The 19,321-nt window shown below is 68.3% G+C and carries 14 protein-coding genes and 1 pseudogene; 2 read left to right on the top strand and 13 right to left on the bottom strand.

What is annotated here, in order from left to right:
- Window positions 1-132: 132 nt before the first annotated feature.
- The 5 genes from V7702_RS04200 to V7702_RS04180 form a co-directional block, all read right to left on the bottom strand.
- Window positions 133-504, bottom strand: coding sequence for a bleomycin resistance protein (locus V7702_RS04200; protein WP_335648890.1), 372 nt, complete (start codon window positions 502-504; stop codon window positions 133-135).
- 55 nt (window positions 505-559) lie between these two features.
- A complete protein-coding gene (locus V7702_RS04195; RefSeq protein ID WP_335648889.1) occupies window positions 560-3,496 on the bottom strand; it encodes a TonB-dependent receptor in 2,937 nt (978 codons plus the stop codon).
- A 115-nt stretch (window positions 3,497-3,611) separates the two neighbouring features.
- A complete protein-coding gene (locus V7702_RS04190; protein ID WP_335648888.1) occupies window positions 3,612-4,610 on the bottom strand; it encodes a FecR family protein in 999 nt (332 codons plus the stop codon).
- Between the two features lie 81 nt (window positions 4,611-4,691).
- Complete coding sequence (locus tag V7702_RS04185; protein ID WP_335648887.1) at window positions 4,692-5,198, bottom strand: RNA polymerase sigma factor; 507 nt, start codon at window positions 5,196-5,198, stop codon at window positions 4,692-4,694.
- Between the two features lie 131 nt (window positions 5,199-5,329).
- Window positions 5,330-8,098 (bottom strand): TonB-dependent receptor, encoded by a 2,769-nt coding sequence (locus V7702_RS04180; protein ID WP_335648912.1) that lies wholly within the window; start codon window positions 8,096-8,098, stop codon window positions 5,330-5,332.
- 326 nt (window positions 8,099-8,424) lie between these two features.
- Between V7702_RS04180 and V7702_RS04175 the strand changes: the two genes are divergently transcribed.
- Window positions 8,425-9,330: a manganese catalase family protein gene (locus V7702_RS04175; protein WP_335648886.1), complete on the top strand. Its 906-nt coding sequence runs from the start codon at window positions 8,425-8,427 to the stop codon at window positions 9,328-9,330.
- Between the two features lie 16 nt (window positions 9,331-9,346).
- A pseudogene (locus V7702_RS16875) lies at window positions 9,347-9,520 on the top strand (DUF2061 domain-containing protein); the annotation flags it as partial.
- A 104-nt stretch (window positions 9,521-9,624) separates the two neighbouring features.
- Here the strand turns inward: V7702_RS16875 and V7702_RS04165 are convergent.
- The 8 genes from V7702_RS04165 to V7702_RS04130 all read right to left on the bottom strand — a co-directional run bounded on the left by V7702_RS04165 (window position 9,625) and on the right by V7702_RS04130 (window position 19,212).
- Complete coding sequence (locus V7702_RS04165; RefSeq protein WP_335648884.1) at window positions 9,625-10,215, bottom strand: hypothetical protein; 591 nt, start codon at window positions 10,213-10,215, stop codon at window positions 9,625-9,627.
- Window positions 10,216-10,280: 65 nt separating this feature from the next.
- Complete coding sequence (locus tag V7702_RS04160) at window positions 10,281-11,159, bottom strand: NAD(P)/FAD-dependent oxidoreductase (protein WP_335648883.1); 879 nt, start codon at window positions 11,157-11,159, stop codon at window positions 10,281-10,283.
- Between the two features lie 127 nt (window positions 11,160-11,286).
- Window positions 11,287-12,069: a uroporphyrinogen-III C-methyltransferase gene (cobA, locus tag V7702_RS04155; RefSeq protein WP_335648882.1), complete on the bottom strand. Its 783-nt coding sequence runs from the start codon at window positions 12,067-12,069 to the stop codon at window positions 11,287-11,289.
- Entirely contained in the window at window positions 12,059-14,707 is a 2,649-nt protein-coding gene (locus V7702_RS04150; protein ID WP_335648881.1) for a nitrate reductase, read from the bottom strand. The genes cobA and V7702_RS04150 overlap by 11 nt, the downstream gene beginning before the upstream one ends.
- A 7-nt stretch (window positions 14,708-14,714) precedes the next feature.
- Window positions 14,715-15,062 (bottom strand): nitrite reductase small subunit NirD, encoded by a 348-nt coding sequence (nirD, locus tag V7702_RS04145; protein WP_335648880.1) that lies wholly within the window; start codon window positions 15,060-15,062, stop codon window positions 14,715-14,717.
- On the bottom strand, window positions 15,059-17,515 hold the full coding sequence (gene nirB / locus V7702_RS04140; RefSeq protein WP_335648879.1) for a nitrite reductase large subunit NirB: 2,457 nt from the start codon (window positions 17,513-17,515) through the stop codon (window positions 15,059-15,061). The genes nirD and nirB overlap by 4 nt, the downstream gene beginning before the upstream one ends.
- Before the next feature lie 17 nt (window positions 17,516-17,532).
- The gene (locus V7702_RS04135) at window positions 17,533-18,756 is read right to left on the bottom strand and encodes a nitrate/nitrite transporter (protein ID WP_335648878.1); all 1,224 of its coding nucleotides are present in this window, start codon (window positions 18,754-18,756) and stop codon (window positions 17,533-17,535) included.
- A gap of 225 nt (window positions 18,757-18,981) precedes the next feature.
- Window positions 18,982-19,212 (bottom strand): hypothetical protein, encoded by a 231-nt coding sequence (locus V7702_RS04130; RefSeq protein ID WP_335648877.1) that lies wholly within the window; start codon window positions 19,210-19,212, stop codon window positions 18,982-18,984.
- Window positions 19,213-19,321: the final 109 nt, after the last annotated feature.

Here is a 19,321-nt window from a genome sequence, read left to right as displayed (position 1 = left end):
GCCAGGCTTTCGATCCATCCTAGCGCTACAATAGGGATGAGGGGTTTGTCGCCCTATCCCGCCGCCGCCCCATATTCAGGCGGCGCAATCGGTTCGAACTTCGGGCCAGGCTGGAGCCAACTCTCGGCGAGCTCAGCCGGCCGGATGGTCCTTGATCAACCTGAGGAGCGATCCATTCAAGTCGATGAGCGCGCCGACGAGAGGGCCTGTGTCGTCTGCGGCGCGGGGGACGAGCCTGGGGAAACCGGCGCGGGCCTCAGAGACCCCAGCCGCCCGGCAAGCTTCATAGAACCGGGCGGGGTCTGAAAGCCGCAGACAGGCGCTGAACCAGCTTGCGCTCGGATCGAGGTCGGGGTGGGGGAAGAACTCCAGCTGGAGAGACCCCCTGGTCAGGATCATCCAGGCCCGGTCACGCCAGGACTGCGAGAAGCCGAGGGCCTCGTAGAACTGGGCGGTCTCGTCAAAGTCACGGGCCGGAAGGTTGGGCGTCGCGCGATCAGTCATGCGCCATGGCTAGCGGGCTGTTGTGACACCTGTGCGTCCCCGCGCCCCCGCCGCCTCACCAGACCCAGCGGACACCGACGGAGGCCTGGCGGCCGACCGAGCCGAGTTGGAGGAGGCGGTCCTTGGCGCCTTCATAGGCGAGTTCGCGGGTGTTGGTCAGGTTGGTGGCCGAGATGACCAGTTCGGCCTGGGCCGGGAGCGCATAGACCGCCTGGGCGTCGAGATAGCCCGCCGCGCCGACAGTGAAGTCCGAGACCCCGCCGCCCTGCATATCAGCCTCGGAGCGGAAGGGGGAGCGCCAGGACCAGGACAGGTTCACGCTTAAGGGGCCGCGCTCCAGATAGGGGCTGAGCGACCAGGCCCAGTCCGAGACGCCGGTCAACCGCCCGCCGCCGTCCAGCCTCGAACGGGTCCAGGTGGCGCTGGCCCAAAGGCCCAGGCCATGGGCCAGGCGTTGGTGCAGGCCCAGTTCCACCCCATCGATGGTGGCGCGCCCGACATTATGCGGCCGGCTCATCAGGACCTCCGCCTCGACCAGGGGACCGGCCTGGGTTTCGAAGGTCAGCACCTCCGGCGCCGCCGCCGTCTCGATGAAGTCGTCGATGGTCTTGTGGAAATAGGCGATGGAGAGGCTGGTGCGCCGGCCGGTGACCTCATAGGAGATGTCGAAATTGGTCGAGACATAGGGCGTCAGGGCCGGGTTGCCGCCGACGCCGCTGAAGATGACGCCCGCTTCCGGGTCGGTGACCGCCGCCTCGCCGTCCTCATAGATGGCCGACACCAGGACGCTCGCCGGGACGGTGGAGGCGCGCAGATCGGCCAGGGACGGGCGGGTGATCGAGCGCGACGCCGCCATCCGCAGGATCGTCGCCTCATTCAGCTCAGCCGCCAGATTCAGGCTCGGCAGGACCGCCTGATGGTCGCCGTCGAAGGTCACGGATCGAACCTGGGCCGCATCCCCCACCCGCTCCAGGCGCGCGCCCTCCACATGGGTGCGGGTCTCGATGGCCCGGACCCCGAAATTGCCGGAGAGGCGGCGCGCCATCGCTTGGCCTTCGAAATCCAGGCGCAGATAGGCCGCCGCCACCTGCTCGCCGACCTCGTAGGAATTCTGCTGGTCGGCGCCGGTCGGTGCGACATCGCCCGGCCGGAAGACGATGCCGGCGGCCGGATCTGCAATGCGAAAGGCTGGGCCTAGGCGCGCAAAGTCCGCCGTGGCCCAGGGGGTCGAACGGACGGCGACGAGGTCGCTGAACACGTCGGCGGGGGTGGCGCCCGTATAGAAACCGACCACGACGCCGTCATCCGTCAGGGGAATGGCGCGCCGATCGCGGCGATCATAGTCCCGGCTCCGGTCGCTGACCTGGACGCCCCATCGAAGCGCCGTGAAGCCGACGCCCGCCCGGTGGGAGTCGATACGGCGCTCGGCGTCGAACATCGCCGTCACGTCAGCGTCCCGGGACTCCACCGCGCGAATGCTCAACTGGCCCAGGGTCAGGCTGGCGGGGTTGAGGAGGTCGTAGTCGGTGGTCAGGCTGGCGGCCCGGCGGGACTGGGCCGCATCGCCCAGGTCGAAGCTGTAGGCGACCCCCTCGGGCGACTCCGTCGAGAAGCGCTCCAGGGGCGTATCCAGCACCGAATAGGCGTGCGAGGCGCTGAGGCGCGGGGTCAGGCGCCAGTCGCCCAGGGCGATGTCGGCCCCGACCGAGACGAGCACGTTCAGATGCGACTGATCGGAGAACTCGGTATTGTTGTCGATCTGGCCGTCGATGAGGCTGGCGGCGGTGACCACGCCGTTTTTCGCGCGCACTGTCGCGCCCGGCTCGGCCAGCGCCGCGCCCAGGCCAAACACCAGCCGGTCCTCGCGAATGGCGTTGTCGAAGGTCGAGACCAGGGCGTCGAAATCGAGCCGGACATCGGCTGATGGCCGCCAGTCGGCGCCGATGAACAGGCTGCGTCGCCGGCGCGCCTCCTGCTCCACCGTGGTGCGGACATCGTTCGGGGTGACCAGCAGCTCACCGTCGATGACCGTCTGGCCATAGCGCATGATCTGGAAGCGGTCATAGCGGACGCTCCGGGTCTCCTCGGAGACCCCGGCGATCAGGCCCATCTCGCCATCGGCTGAGACCATCCGGCCGGCCATGGAAAGATCGGCCCCAACCTCGTCGGAGCGCGCGCTCGCCTCGCCGCCCAGCCGCAGGGACAGAAAGGGGTCGCCGTCGAGGCCGCCGGCGGTTTCGATGTCGATATTGGAGCCGATGCCGCCGTCGATCAGGTCCGGCGTCGAGGACTTGGTCAGGCGAGCGCCGGCCAACAGATCGACTGACAGAGCGCGAAAGCGGAACTGGCGACCGCTCTGGGTGGAGTTGCGGATGTTTTCGTTGAAGGCCACCGGCGCGCCGTTCAGCGTCACCGACTGGAACAGCGGCCCCAGGCCCCGCACGCTGACGAACTGGCCCTCGCCCACCTCGCGCTCGATGGCCACGCCGGGCACCCGCTGCAGGGCCTCGGCCAGGTTGGCGGCGGGAAGATCTCCGATCCGGTCTGATGCGACGACGTCGGAAATGACGTCGGCGGCGCGCTTGCGGCTCAACCCCTCGTCGATCTTAGCCGAGAGACGTCCGACGACCTCCACAGCCTTCACCTCCACCGGTGGAGCCTGCTGCGGCGGCGGCGGCGATGGCGCTGACGTGGCGACCCAAACCCGCACGCCCCGGGAACCCACGAAGCGATAGCGCAGGTCGGTTCCGTCCAGCATCTGGGCCATGGCGGTCCGCCAGGGCATCGTCCCCCGCACGGCCTTGGTGCGCACGATGCGGCCAGGGCTGGAGGTGAAGGCCAGCTCGCAATCGGCCGCCAGACAGAGCTGAAGGAGCGCCGATGAGGCGTCCTGGGCGGGGATGTCGAACCAGATCGACCGGCCGGGCTGGGCCTGCGCCGGCTGTGCGATAGCCAGCGTCAGCAGCGTGGCGAGGATCACGAGACCAGACACAGCCGATCGCAGGCTCCCACCTGGCGAGGCGGCGAACAGGTTCAGGGAGCTGAGCCGTGGACAGACCATGTCCAGCCGCCCTACCGCACGGGCGTGACAGCTCTGCGATGGCCGCCTATTCGGCGCGGATCAGGACGCGGCCATCGGCGGCGTGTTCGGCCCGTATGGGCAGCAGCGCGGCCATGCGATCGGCCAGGGCGCCGTCCCCTTCCAGGGGCAGGACCGTGGTGATGAACATGCGATCCAGCGCCGGATCGGCGACGACCAGGGGCGCATTGGAATAGCGGGCGGCGGCCGTGATCACCTCGGACAGAGGCGCATTGCGGAATACCAGCCGGCGCTGGCGCCAGGCCGTCGCCGCCTCCACGTCGGCGCGGGTCTTCACGATCTGAGGCGCGCCGGATCGGAAGACGGCGCGTTCGCCGGCCGTGACCCCCAGCGCGCCCTCCAGCGCATCGGCCCGAGCCGCATCGCGACGCCCGATCACCACGCGCCCCTGAAGGACCGAGATCTGCGCGCTGTCGCCGGTGATGGCCGTGACGAAGCGCGTGCCGGTGACGATCACCTGACGATCGGCCACCGCCACCTGGAAGGGGTGGGCGGCGTCGTGCTCCACCTCGAAATAGGCAGAGCCCCGCTCCAGGGTCAGGCGGCGCACGTCCTCGGCGAAGGCCACGCGGATGGCGGAGTCGGCGTCCAGGGTCACGTGCGAGCCGTCGTCCAGAGTCACGTCGACGATCTGGCCTGGCGCGCTTTCGAAGAGCTGGCTCTCGGGCGTGGCTCGCAGCATGGGCAGCAAGGCGATCGCGGCCACCACCGCGGCTATGGCGGCCAAGCCGCCGCCAAAGACCAGCCCCCGGGGTACGCCCGGTCGCGACGCCTTACCGCGCCGCAGGCGGGCGAGGTCACCTTCAAAGGCGTGACGCAGGTCGTCCAGTCCGGCGTTCGCCGCCTTCAGCCCCTCATACTGACGAAGATGGTCGGGGTCGGCGTCGAGCCAGGCTTCGAGCGCCACCTGGTCGCGCGCGCTCACGCCCGGCCGCCCCATGCGGGCCAGCCAGGCCTCGGCCGTCGAAGGCCGGGCGGCGAACAGGGCGGCGAGACGATTGAGCATCAGCGCAGGGACTTCCTCTGGACGGTGTGGCCAGCGTCGCCGCGGGCGTCACCAAACACAACGATGCACGGGACCAACACCTCAATCGCCCCGCGACATCTTCAACTGCCGCAACGCCTCGGCGATATGTTTTTCGACCATGCTGACCGAGATTCCCAACCGCGCGGCGATCTGGCGATAGGTCAGGTTTTCGAACCTGTGCAGCAGGAAGGCGTCCCGCGTCTTGGGTGGCAGGGCGCGGATCGCCGCGGCGGCGGCGGCCAGGTTCTGGCGATCGATCAGTTGCTGATCGGCCCGGGGCGCGGCGCTGGCCAGGGCGTAGGGGCCGGAGTCCAGGTCATACACGTCGTCCGGCAGGCTCCGGCGGGTCTCCCGCGCGGCGGCCTTCCAGCGGTCGAGCTGGATGTTCCTGGCGATGACGAACAGGAGCGGTCGCGCATCGGCCGCCGTCAGCTCGTGGCCGGCGCGGTGGAACCGGGCGAAGGCCTCCTGCGCCACGTCCTCGGCCTCCTCTCCGCCCCGGTCCTTGCGGCGGAGATAGGCGACAAGGTCGGCGCGCAGGCCGTTGATGTCGAACTCAGTCCCCATGCGCCGCCCGCCGTCCGCCCATGCAGGCGCAAAGACGCCCCCTCCATCGGAGGGGGCGCTGCGCGCGGTGGAACGCAAGGGGAAAGTGCGCTCCACCGGCGGTCTCGAGGGCTGTCGCGATCAACGCGGGCTCACCACTCCATGCGTACGCCCAGGCTGAAGCGGCGCCCGGAAAGTTCGTACATGGTCGGGAAGGAGGGATGCATGGTGTAGCCCTTGGTCTCCTCGTCGGTGATGTTGATCCCCTCCAGGCTGAGCTGGATGCGGTCGTTCACATCATAGCTGACCGAGATGTCGGTCTGGCCGTAGGCGTCGCGCCAGATCGGGTACATCTCGTAGCCGATCCCTTCGACGTACTTGTCCTTGTAGTTATAGGACGCGCGGGCCTGGAAGCGGTCGTTCTCGTAATAGAGGGTGACGTTGTAGGTCTTGTCGGCCAGGCCCACCGGCGGCGTCGGGATGCCGAGGTCGGACTCGCCGGTCAGCGAGCTGTCCAGCAGGGTGTAGTTGGCGTTGACGCCGAAGCCTTCCAGCGGCGCATAGAAGAGGCTCAGCGGCACCACCGCCACCAGTTCGACCCCGCTGACCTCGTAGGAGCCCTCGGCGTTGACCGGCTGATAGACGTCGAAGTCGTAGACCCCGTCGACCGTGCCGTTGGCGTTGTATTTGGTGACGTTCGGGACGGTCCCGGTCAGCTCGCTGCGGACGACGCCCTCGATCTCCTTCCAGAAGTAGGAGACCGACAGCAGGCCGCCCTGCGCCAGGTACTTCTCGAGGCCCACTTCCCACTGCTTGGCGTAGGTCGGCTGCAGGTTGGGGTTGCCGTCGGTGAAGCGGAACGAGTTCCAACTGGCGGTGCGCTTGTAGGCCAGGTCGCTCAGGGCCGGCCGGATCAGGGTCTCCGAGGCCGCCCCGCGCAGGACGATGCTGTCGGTCAGCTCGGCATGGATGTTCAGGCTGGGCAGGATCTTGTCATAGCCGCCCTCGCTCGACACCGGTTCGGGGGTGTAGCCCGTGGTGCCGTCCGGGTTCTGGACCTGGTGAAAGCCCGAGGACTCCACGGTGGTGTCCACATAGCGGGCGCCGCCGTTCACGAACACCGGCACACGGGCGATCTCGAAATCGAAATCAGCCATGGCGTAGAGGCTGAGGGTCTCCTCGGTGACCTCGTAATACTGGCCATCGTCAAAGGGGGTGACGAAGCCCGCATAACGGAAGGTGTCGCGGGCATAGGCATTGGAGATCTGGCTCCAGGTCAGGTCGCGGGCGCTGTAGTCGCCGCCGGGCACGAGATCGGCGATCGGCGTCAGAACGCTGTCGGCCAGGGTGCGCTGATTGGCCCATGACGAGTCGCCCGGCCCCGGCCCCTGGATGTTCAGGGAGCCGTACTGGCGCTCCTTGGACTTGTCGGTGTAGCGGGCGCCGACCTGGATGCTGCTGAGCGCCGGGAAGGCTGCGAAATCGAAGTGGCGGGTGAAGTCGGCCTGGGCGGCGTACTTGTCGTCGGTGATGGCCTCGAGGTTGGTCTCATAGGCCTCGAACAGATAGCTCGTCGGCGAATTGTACATGTCGATCGAGGCCGGGTTGGCGCTCAGGATCGTCTCGCCGCCATCTGCCGTCCAGCGGGTGCGCGACGGGGCGTAGGCCACATGCTTCAGATTGGCGAAGTCGATGGTCTTTTCCGCGCCGGAATAGCCGGCCAGCGCATTGAATTCCCAGTTGTCGCCATTCCAGTTCAGCTCGGCCCCGAACTGCGAATAGTCGGTCTTGCTGATCCGCTCCTTGCTCAGGAACTCGTGCTGGGTGGCGGTGTAGGAGACGTCGCGCAGGACCACCATGCCGTAGTCGGCCAGCGTAGTGTCGTCATATTCGTGGATGGTCTCGAAGGTGCTGCGGCTGGAGGCGGAATAGGCCGCGGCGTCGTACTCGTCCTCGGTGGCGTCATAGGCGCCGATCATGCCGTCGAAGGCCAGGCTGAAGTTCGAGGAAGGCTGGTATTGCAGCGACAGGGTCGCGCCCCACTGGTCCTGCTCGTTCAGATAGACCCGGTCGCCGACCTTGTCCTGGAAGATGATGCGGCTCGTCTGGTCCCGGTCCGACCGGTCAGTGACGATCACGCCGGCGTCCCGGGCCAGCACGCTCTGGGCCTGGGTCCCCCGCGTGCCCGAAGCTTCCAGGAAGCGGAAGGCCGGACGGAAATTGATGCCGGAATTAGAGTCGGTGCGGTTGGTCCGCTTGGCCGTGGAGACCGAGACCAGCGCGCCGAAGTCGCCCCAGGTGTTGCTGGCCAGGAAGGACAGCTTGGGGTCGATCTCCTCGGAGATGGAGTTGTAGGCGCCTTCCACCGAGCCGACCAGGCGGGGCCCGTCATAGTCGAACGGGCGGGCCGTGGAGATGTTGATCGAGCCGGCGATGCCGCCTTCCTCGTCGGCCGCGGTTGGCGACTTCTGGACAGTGACCTGCTGGATGATCTCCGAGGCGAAGATGTCGAACTCGACGTCGCGGCCGCCGCTGCCCGAGGCCGTCGCCAGGTCGTTGATGGTGACGAAGGTGAACTCGCTGGGCAGGCCGCGGACCATGACGCGGGTGCCCAGGCCCTTGTTCCGCTCGATCGTCACGCCGGGCATGCGCTGCAGCGCCTCGGCCAGGTTCTGTTCGGGGAAGTTGGCGACGTCGGTGGCGACGATGGAGTCGGAGAAGCCGACATTTTCACGCTTCAGGTCCACGGCCTGCTGAAGGCTGCGCTGATAGCTGCCCGTAACGACGAGTTCGCCGACCTCGGTGGCTTCATTCTGGGTCTGGGCCTGAACGCCGGTGGCGCTGAGCAAGCCGATGGCGGCGCAGCTGGTCATCAGCCAGACGGCGCGGCGCCCGCGGCCCGGGCCGAGGTGGTGATTCATTCCGTTCACTGAATTTCTCCGCGTGTCGATGTTGCGACGGCGGGGAACCGGACATGCGCGTCCGGCCCTTGCCCCCCGCCCCCTCAACGACAGGGCCGAGCAACCCCTCAGTGTGTGACAGCGAGTTTCATTCAAACTTCACGGAGCCGTCACGTTCAGCAGCCGAGATCCCCGCCGAGAGGACGCTCTGTTGCAATCCCGACTTACTCGACAGTCTGATTGTCGACACTTCTCGCGAATTATAATATTTGAGCCTTCACTATAGGAACTCATGGCATTCGGACGCCTTAGGTCACCAGGTCGCTAGTTTAGCGTGCTTCAAAGGAATGACCATGTTCATGCATAACAAGAGACTTCAGTACACAGTGCGTGTATCTGAGCCAAATCCAGTGCTGGCCAGCCTGCTTCTGGAACAGTTCGGCGGTCCGGATGGCGAACTTGCCGCTGCAATGCGGTATTTTACTCAGGGACTGGCCGAAGAAGATCCAGGTCGTAAGGATCTTTTACTTGATATCGCGACCGAGGAGCTGAGCCACCTGGAGGTTATCGGCAGCATCGTCGCTATGCTCAACAAGGGCGCCAAAGGTCAATTGGCCGAGGCCGCCCTGTCGGAAGCCGATCTCTACATGTCCCTGACCCGAGGCGGCGACAGCCACACCCAGGCGCTGCTCTATGGCGGCGGCCCCGCCCTGACCAACTCGTCGGGGGTGCCGTGGACCGCGGCCTATGTCGACTGCCGTGGCGAACCGACGGCCGACCTGCGATCCAACATCGCCGCCGAAAGCCGGGCCAAGATCATCTATGAGCGGCTGATCAACATTACAGACGATCCGGGCATCAAGGACGCCCTCGGATTCCTGATGACCCGCGAGGTCGCCCACCAGAAGTCGTTCGAGAAGGCGCTCTACGCCATCGAGCCCAACTTCCCCACGGGCAAGCTGCCAGCTGATCCCAAGTTCGCCGACGTCTATTACAACATGTCCCAGGGCGACGGCGACGCCTCGGGTCCGTGGAACTCCGGCGATAACTGGCAGGTGGTCAGCGAGCGTGAAGACCAGGCTGCGGTCGATGGCGGCGACGGGCTGGCCTCGGTCAAGCTGCCGGCCAAGGACACCAAGGTGCTGGCCAACCTGGCTAAGCGCACCGAGTCGGCCCCCGACGGCGACCCGATCACCGGCGCTGATCTGGGCGCGGGTCCCGGGGCCGGCTCCACCACGCCGGTCGCAAAGTGATCGAGGGGCGAAGGTCATGAACCGCGTGCTGCTGAAGACGATCACCTATGGTCTGATGCACCTGACGGTGGCGGTGGCCGTGGCCTTCGCCCTCACCCGCGACTGGCGGGTGGCGCTCGCCGTCGGCGTCGTCGAGCCCGTCGTGCAGACCTTCGCCTTCGCGATCCACGAACGCCTGTGGTCGCGGGCGGGCGTCGGGCCTGTAGCGCCGATCTGCGGCCACACCCACGGGGCGTCCGCCAGCAGCGGCGGCGCCCGCTCCCAGGCGAACCACGCCCCGGGCTTGCCTGACCTCTACGCTTCGCCGCCGGCCCTGCGATAGGCCGCGAGGGCTCGTTCGGCCTCGGCCTTCGCCGCCCGATGGGTGCTCGTGAACCTGCTTTTCGCCTGAGCCATTTCCTCCTCCAGGCTCGCCAAGCGCCGCGCGAGGGCGGTTTCCTCCTCGCGACGGTCGGCCTCGACCGCCTGCAGCTTGGCTTCAGCCGCTTCAAGCCGGCCCCGATCGGGCTTGGGCTTGGGCTTGGGCTTGGGCTTGGGCTTCGACGCAGTTGCCCTCACCGCCGGCGTGGCGTTAGGCGGCGCCTTTATCGTGCCCGGCGAGGCGACCTTGCGCCGCCCGCGGGCGGCGGGCACGTCGGGCAGGTGCGCGGCTTCAAGGGCGAACGCATCGTTTGATCCGACGGCCCTTTTCAATGGCGTTTCAGGATGCGCCCGGGCCGCCTCGATGGCCTGCGGATCCTCGGCCAACTTCGCATGGCCAGACGCGAAAAGGTCCTGGCGCATACCCCAGGCGCGCAGGGCTGCAGGCTGGCTCGAGGCCGCCACCACCGTGTCGTAGAAGCCGATCTGGGCTTGGAAGACCTTGAGCTTGCGCGGCGCGGCCATGGCGACTCCTCACGGCACAGACGTTCTTGCTGACGAACGGTTCCAGTGGCGCCGTCCCGGGGGGATCAGGCGTTACGCAGGCGATTGTGCATCGCCGTCGCGGCGATCGCCGCCTCGCCGGTGGCGACCGCGATCTGGTTCAGCCCCCTGACCACATCACCGGCCACATATAGCCCTTCGACCGTCGTCATCTGATGGGCGTCCGCCAGCAGCTTTCCGCTATCATCCTGCCGGGCGCCGAGGCCGGTGGCGAGGTCGGCTTGGATCGTGCTGCCCATGGCGAGATAGAGATAGTCAAAGCGCTGGTCGGCCAGGTCCTGGCGCGCAAGGACGATCTTACGGTCTTCAAACCGGATGTCCTGCAGCGCTACTGGCATGACCCCGGTCGAGCCGGCCCCTTCCTCGCCCAGCATCAGGACAGAGACGTCCTGGCTGTAGGTGCGCAGGAACTCGGCCTCCCGCAGGGCCAGCGGCCCGTCGCCGAGCACGGCCAGCCTGGCGTCAATGGCCTCATAGGCGTCGCAGATGGGGCAGACCCGCGCCAGGCTCGCGGCCAGGGCGGCGTCGACGCCAGGGATATCCGGCAGATGATCGACCAGCCCCGTGGCCAGAAGCACCGTCGGGGCCTCAACCCTCTCGCCACCGATGTGGAGCCTGAACCTGCCGGAAGTCTGCTCCAGCCTGTCGGCCCTGGCGGCCGAAATCACGGCCCCATATTCCTCGGCCTGGTCGCGGAGACGCTGCAGCAGGGCAGTCCCTGAAATGCCCGCCGGGAAGCCCGGGGTGTTGTGGCTCTCGGGAATCCATGCGGCGCGCGAGGGCCCGCCGTCCAGCACCAGCACCCGCCGCCGAAACCGCGCAAGATACACCGCCGCTGTCAGGCCGGCGGGGCCTGCGCCGACGACTATGGCCTCATAGGCCGGGTTTTGTGGAGACTCGGTCAAAGGCGCCTTCCCGAACGAGGCGAACACGCTCAAGGCTCACCTTGCCTGAAGAAGCGCGTCCATTGGCTGGTCATCCAGCGTAACGCGCGAAATGCCGCGTGGGCGCCGCACTCCATGGACGGGCCTATCAGGCCGCACCGGGCAGCGCCTCGAGACCCGCGTCGCTGGGCCACGACGCCGAAGCGGCCAGCGCCTCGCCAACCAGGAGAATGGCCGGCCCCGCGCCAGCGCGCATCGGCGCTGCGACGGCCTGCTGGGCCAGGGTGGTCCGGTTCAGGTTCGCACCAGGCGAGCTCGCGTTTTCCACGATGGCCACGGGTGTCAGGGGCGAGCGCCCCGCGGCGATCAGGCGGCGCGCGATCTCCGGCGCGGCGCGGGCGCCCATATAGATGGCCAGGGTCGCCTCGGGATCGGAGGCTGCCGCCCAGTCGAGGGCGAGTTCGCCGTCCTGGGTGGTGGCGGTGGTCATCACCACCCGGCGGGCCACGCCGCGATGGGTCAGGGGCAGGCCGAACTGGGCGGCCGCCGCGCAGGCCGCAGTGACGCCCGGCACGATCTCCGCCGCCAAGCCGTGCAGGCGCAGCGCCTGGGCCTCCTCCCCCACCCTGCCGAAGATCGAGGGATCGCCGCCCTTCAGCCGCACGACACGCAAGCCTCGCCGGGCCAGCCGGATCATCAGGCGGTTGATGGTCTCCTGCCGCATGGAGGGCCGACCCGCGCGCTTGCCGGTCTGGATCTTCAGGCAGGCCTGCGGCGCCATGGCCAGGATCTCTTCGCCGACCAGGGCGTCATAGAGCAGGGCCTGGGCGCCCTCGACGGCGCGGGCCGCCCGCAGGGTTAGCAGGTCAGCCGCGCCAGGTCCGGCGCCCACGAGCTGGACGGGAAACAGGGGCTTGGCTTCAGGCGGCATGACGGGTCTCCGAGGCGGGCAGCATTCGGGTGATTTCGGGACGGCAGGAGCCACACTGGCTTCCCGCCCCGGTGGCCGCGCCGACCGCATCCAGGCTGGCAGCCCCCTGGGCGACGGCCGCCTCGATCCGCGACCGACGCACCCCGCGACAGGCGCAGACCAGGGGGCCGGTCTCGACGGCGACGCCGGGGGCGAAGCCGATCAGCAGAGCCGCACGATCGGCCTCGCTCAGCTGATCCTTGGCGAACAGGGCGGCCAGCCAGTCCCGGGGCGGCAAACGGCCAGTCTCCACGGTCATGAACAGCACGCTGGCCAGCCGGTCGTCCTGGACGAAGGCTTCCCGCAGCCGCCCCCCCTGGGCGTCCTCCAGCAGCAGCGCCTGGCCCTTCAGTCCCCGGCTCAGCGTTTTGCGCAGGTCGTCACGCTGATCAGCGTCGCCGCGGCCGGCGAACTCGTGAAGCTGGCAACCGTCCTGGGTCATTCGCCGCCAGACCAGGTCGAGCCCTTCCGGCGGGGTAATCGCCGCCCGGGAAAGGAAGAAGCCTCTCCACGTCTCGCGATAGGCCTGGATGCGGGCCGGCGTGTGCTTGAACTCCGGCTGGCCGGAGACGGGATCGACGGGCCCTGAGACCAGGGGATTGGCCATCCCCTGGGGCGCATAGGCGGCGCTCCAGTGCATGGGCATGAAGATGCAACCGGGCCGCTGGGCGTCGGTGAGCCTGGCCACCGCGACAGCTTCGCCATGGGCGGTGCGAACTCGGGTCAGGGCGCCCTCGGCGATCCCTTGCGCCAGGGCGTCGACGGGATGGACCTCCACATAGGGCTCCGGCGCATGACGGCTGAGCGCTGCGGAGAGGCCGGTGCGGGTCATCGTATGCCAGTGATCGCGGACCCGGCCGGTGTTCAGGGCCAGGGGAAAGGCGCCATCGGTGGCCTCTGCCGGCCCCTGAGCCAGCGCCGGGACCATCCGGGCGCGGCCATCGGCGGTGGGGAAGCGGCCATCGGTGAAGAGCCGCGCCGTGCCGCCGGCTGGCGTCACCGGCCATTGGACGGGTGCCAGGGCGTGATAGCCATCCGGCGTGAGGCCAACGAGCGGCCCCAGATCCAGGGTCCGGCCGCTGTTTTCATAGGCGGTCATCCGCGCCCATTCCCGGAACACCTGGGCGTTGGACCGCCAGTTGAACGCCTCCCCATGGCCCATGGCTGTGGCCACGTCAGCGACGATCTTCCAGTCGGGGCGCGCCTGGCCGGGCGGCGCCATCACCGCCCGCTGACGGGAGATGCGGCGCTCGGAATTGGTCACCGTGCCGTCCTTCTCGCCCCAGGCCAGGGCGGGCAGCTTCACATGGGCGAAGGCGGTGGTGTCGGTGTCGGCCATGCAGTCGGAGACGACGACGAAAGGACACCTGGCCAGGGCCTCCCGCACGGCTTGCGCCCTGGGCATGCTGACGGCCGGATTGGTGGCCATGACCCACAGGGCCTTGATGCGCCCGTCGCCCACCGCCTCGAACATCTCGACCGCCTTGAGGCCTGGCTTGCTGGCCAGGTTCGGCGCGCCCCAGAACCTTTCGACCCGGGCGCAGTCAGCCTCGGTGAAGTCCATGTGGGCGGCGAGCGTATTGGCCAGGCCGCCGGTCTCCCGGCCGCCCATGGCGTTGGGCTGGCCGGTGATCGAGAAAGGACAGGCGCCGGGCTTGCCGATCCGCCCGGTGGCCAGGTGGACATTGATGATCGCCAGGCCCTTGGCCACCCCTTGGGCCGACTGGTTGGCCCCCATGGAGAACAGGCTGACCGTCTTCGGCGTAACGGCGAAGAGGTCGTAGAAGGCGGTCAGGCCGGCCAGGTCCAGGCCGCAGTCGGCGGCCACTGCAGCCGGCGACTGGTCGTCGCGGGCGAGGCTTTCGATCACCGCGCCATAGCCGCTGACATGGGCGGCCACATAGGCCTGGTCCACCGCGCCCCGATCCATCAGGTTGGCGAGCAGCCCGTTCCACAGCCGCACGTCGGTCTGAGGCGCCAGGGCCAGATGGAGGTCCGCCATCTCGGCGGTGTCGGTGCGGCGGGGATCGATAACCACGTGCCGCTGGCCGCGATCCCGAGCCGCCTCCATCCGCCGGAACAGCACCGGATGGGTCCAAGCGGCGTTGTGGCCGGAGAAGACGACGAGGTCGGCGAGGTCCAGATCCTCATAGCAGCCGGGCACCAGGTCGGCGCCGAAGGCAGCCTTGTGCGCCGCCACCGCCGAGGCCATGCAAAGCCTTGAATTGGTGTCGATATTGGCCGAGCCGATGAACCCCTTCATGAGCTTGTTGGCGGCGTAATAGTCTTCGGTCAGGAGCTGGCCCGAGACATAGAAGGCGACCGAGTCCGGGCCGTACTTGGCGATGGTCTCGGAGAACCGCCGCGCCACCAGCCGGGTCGCCTCGGCCCAGGACACCTGTCGCCCGCCGATCTCCGGCGCCAGCAGCCGCCCCTCCAGCCCGACCGTATCGGCCAAGGCCGTGCCTTTGGAACAGAGGCGGCCGAAATTGGCCGGATGGCCCGCGTCGCCTTCGACGGCCAGGGCACGGCCCTCGGCGCGGGCCGCAATCCCGCAGCCTACGCCGCAATAGGGACAGGTGGTGCGCGTCTCGACCACGGGCGCCTCAGGTCCTGACCAGGCCGATGAACAGGCGACCTTCACGCACCTCCAGCGGCACGACGGGAGCGCAACCCTTGCCGGCGTCGGCGCCCAGGGACTCGCCAGTAGCCAGGTCGATCACCCGGCCATGCAGCGGACAGGTCACCGACGCGCCGTGGACGATGCCCTGGCTGAGCGGGCCGCCCTTGTGGGGACAGGCGTCCATGAGCGCGAAGACCTGACCATCGCCGGTGCGGAAAATGGCGATATCCCCTTTCGGTCCCTTCAGGCGACGGGCGCCGCGGCGGGGGATGTCGGTGTCGGCGCCGACGTCGATCCAGGTGATCTGCGGATCCTTGACCAGGGCGTTCATGCGCGTTCGAACTCCAGGCGGCGGCTGAGGGGATTGAACTCGTCGGCATGGCGACCGGCGACCCGCTCGGCCCAGGGGTCGGTGCGGGAGAAGCGCTGCGAATAGGCGAAGCGGTCGTAGAGGGCCTTGCGCGCCTCCGGGTCCTCGATTTGCGCACGGATCTCCTCCAGGCCGACCCTGGCCATCCATTTGTAGATGCGCTCCAGGTACCAGCCCTCCTCGCGATAGAGTTGCGTGATGGCGCAGATGGCCCAGACGGCTTCATCCTCACTGGCGACCTTGGTCAGCAGCTGGGTCCCCTGAATGTGCAGCCCCGCCGCGCCGCCGATGTGGATTTCGAACCCGGAATCCACACACACCACGCCGATGTCCTTGCAGGTGGCTTCGGCGCAGTTGCGCGGGCAGCCCGACACCGCCAGCTTCACCTTGGCCGGGGCCCACGACCCCCACATGAACTTCTCCAGGCGCACGCCAAGGCCCGTGGAATCCTGGGTCCCGAAACGGCACCAGTCCGTGCCGACACAGGTCTTCACCGTGCGGAGCCCCTTGGCGTAGGCGTGGCCCGAGACCATGCCGGCCGCATTCAGGTCCGCCCAGACTGCTGGGAGGTCGTCCTTCTTGACGCCGAGCAGGTCGATGCGCTGGCCGCCGGTGACCTTCACGGCCGGAATGGCGAACTTGTCGGCCACATCGGCGATGGCCCGCAGTTCCTGGGGCGAGGTCATGCCGCCCCACATGCGCGGCACCACCGAATAGGTGCCATCCTTCTGGATGTTGGCGTGGACCCGCTCATTGACGAAGCGCGACTGCTTGTCGTCCTGATAGTCGCCGGGCCAGGCGCAGACCAGATAGTAGTTGAGCGCCGGCCGGCAGCTGGCGCAGCCCTCGGGCGTCGTCCATTCCAGGGCCTGCATGACCGCCGGGATCGACTTCAGGCCCTCGGAGACGATGCGCTTGCGCACCACCTCATGGCCGTGATGGGTGCAGCCGCAGACGGGCTTGGGTCCGGTCTGGGCCTGGAAGGCGTCGCCCAGGTTGACCGCCAGCAGCTTCTCCACCAGCGGGGTGCATGACCCGCAGGAGGCCGAGGCCTTGGTGTGGGCGCGGACGTCCTCGAGCGTGCTCAGGCCGAGATCAGCAATGGCGGTGGTGATGGCGCCCTTGCACACGCCGTTACAGCCGCAGATCTCCTGGGAGTCCGCCATGGCCGCAACGGCGCTCTTAGGGTCCACGCCGCGGAGCGCCTCCGTCACCGCCTGACCGAAGATGAGGGTTTCGCGAAGCTCGCTGACGTCGGCCTGCGACTTCATCAGGTCGAAGTACCAGCCGCCGTCGATCACATCGCCGAACAGGACCGCGCCAGCCACCCGGCCCTGTTCCAGGACCACCCGCTTGTAGACCCCGCGTCCGGCGTCGCGGAACACCACGTCCTCGCAGCCCTCGCCGCCGGAGAAACGTCCGGCGGAGAAGACGTCGACTCCGGAGACCTTCAGCCGCGTCTGCAGGACCGAACCGCCATAGGCGCAGTCGTCCACCCCGGTCAGCACGTCGGCGAGCGTGCGGCACATCTCCCAGATCGGCGCCACCAGGCCATAGGCGATCCCCCGGTGCTCGGCGCACTCGCCGATGGCGAAGACGGCGGGGTCGGAGGTGCGCATCTGGTCGTCCACCACCACGCCGCGACCGACATTGAGGCCGCAGTCCGCCGCCAGGGCCGTGTTGGGGCGGATGCCCACGGCCATGACCAGCAGGCTGCAGGAGATGATCCGCCCGTCCTTGAGCTGCAGGCCGCTGACCCTGCCGTCCTCGCCCAGGATCGCCTCGGACTGAGCGCCAAGCACGGTCTCCACGCCACGGTCGGTCAGGGCGCTGCGCAGCAGGAAGCCCGCCGACTCGTCCAGCTGGCGCTCCATCAGCACGTCCATCAGATGGATGACCGTGGCGCGCATCCCACGCCGGGCCAGGCCATAGGCGGCCTCCAGGCCGAGCAGCCCGCCGCCGATGACGACGGCCTCGCCGCCCGCATCGGCGGCGGCCACCATGGCCTCCACATCGTCCAGGTCCCGGAAGGTGACCACGCCGGCCAGGTCTGCGCCGGGTAGCGACAAGCGCACGGGATCGGAGCCGGTGGCCAGGATCAGCCGGTCATAGGCCGCCTGCCTCCCATCGCTCGCCCGGACCACCCTGGCCTCACGGTCGATCTCGGCGACGGCGCAGCCTGCGTGCAGGGTGATGGCGTGGTCGCGGTACCAGGCCTCGTCGTTGAGGACGATGTCGGCGAAGGCCTTCTCGCCCGCCAGCACAGGCGAGAGCATGATGCGGTCGTAGTTCACCCGGGGCTCGGTCCCGAAGATGGTAATCTCATAGCGGTCGGGGTCGCGCTTGAGCACTTCCTCCACCGCGCGGCAGCCGGCCATGCCGTTGCCAATGACGACAAGACGTTCCTTGGTCATGGGGATCTCCTGCCGACCTAAAGACGGATGGGGGCGGCGGACGGGCCGGCCAGTTCGCGCCAGGTCCGGCGCCATTGGCCCTTGACCAGGTTGAGGGCGAAGCAGGCCATCAGCGCCATGACGGCGAAGCCGAACAGGCCGGCCTGATAGGAGCCCGTGGTCTGCTTGGCCCAGCCGAGGCTGGCGGCCAAGTAGAAGCCGCCGATCCCCCCGGTCATGCCGACCAGGCCGGTGACCACGCCGATCTCGTTGCGGAACCGCTGGGGCGCAAGCTGGAAGACCGCCCCATTGCCCGCGCCCAGGGCCATCATCGCGAACATGATCACGCCGAGCGCCAGATAGGGGTTCGCCATGTGGAAACTGGCGACGGCCAGGCCTGCGGCGGCCATGAGATAGACCACCGTCAGGGTCCGCACGCCGCCGTAGCGGTCGGCCAGTCCCCCGCCCACAGGCCGGGCGAAGGAGCCGGCGAAGACGCAGGCGGCGGTGAAGAAGCCGGCGATCACCGGGCTCAGGCCATACTCGCTGTTGAAATAGATGGTGAGCGAGGAGGACAGGCCGACAAAGCCGCCGAAGGTGACGCTGTAGAGCAGCATCAGCCACCAGGCGTCGGGCGTCTTCAGCACCGCCATGTATTCGGTCAGGGACTTGGGCAGCGGCTGCTCAGGGGCGTCCTTGGCGAAGACCACATAGACAACGAAGGCGATGGCCAGGGGAATGGTGGCCAGGCCCAGGACGTTCATCCAGCCGAAGTGCTGGGCCAGCAGGGGCGCGAACAGGGCGGCCAGAGCGGTGCCGGAATTGCCCGCGCCAGCGATGCCCAGGGCCAGGCCCTGGTGCTCAGGCGGATACCAGCGCGAGGCCAGCGGCAGGGCGACGGCGAACGAGGCCCCGGCCACACCCAGCAGGACGCCGACCATCAGCACCTGGCTATAATTGTGCAGGCCCACGAACCAGGCGACGGCAAGGCCCGCCATGACGATGAGCTGGCCGATCATGCCGGTCTTCTTCGGGCCGATGTGGTCCACCAGGACGCCGGCCACCACCCGCAGCAGAGCCCCGGCGAGAACCGGAACGGCGACCATGAAGCCCTTCTGCGCCGCATCGAGATCGAAACTCTCGGCGATGGCGACGCCCAGGGGACCCAGCAGCACCCAGACCATGAAGCTGAGGTCGAAGTACAGGAAGGCCGAGAACAGAGTCGGGGCGTGCCCCGCCTTAAGGAAGGATCGGCTCATCATGGGAAGACCCGTTCAAGAGGACATGAGTGGCGGCGTCGCCGTGCGGAGGCAGCTCGTCATCGAGCCTGTTCCGAAGAAGCCGCGAACGCCGTTGTCCTGGGCCTGACCCCATGAGGCGCGAGCCGGCCGGTCCCGTCACGCCTGGGATGCAGGCGTCAGCTCAGATGGCCTGCATCGCGTGAAAATGCGGCGCCTGCGAACAGCGCCTGTCGAAGTCTTGGGCGATCAGCGCCCTTGAGCGGCCAGATAGAGGTCCGGACGCCAGCAACGCTCGGCGACCTTGTCGATGGCGACCTCGCCGACCTGCCCCCACCGGACCATCTGCTCCAGCGACCAGCCCGCCTGCTCTCGGCGGGGCGGATTGAGGCCCGCCCCGGCGAAGGCGATCTCGGCCAGGCCTGGGGCGATCGCGTCAGGCGACGTGTCGAGGAATTCCGGGCGAGCGAGGAGGCCCACCAGCTCAGCCTGGTTTTGCGGATCGGCGGCCCAGTCGCCGGCCGACGCCAGGGCGCGGATCAGGGACTTGAGGATGGCCGGGCCCGGCCATCCTCAAGTCCCTGATCCG

The sequence above is a fragment of the Phenylobacterium sp. genome, from assembly GCF_036963605.1.
GTDB lineage: Bacteria > Pseudomonadota > Alphaproteobacteria > Caulobacterales > Caulobacteraceae > Phenylobacterium.
The sequence above is the reverse complement of the archived record's forward strand: the minus strand, read 5'-3'. Positions and strand labels throughout refer to the sequence as shown.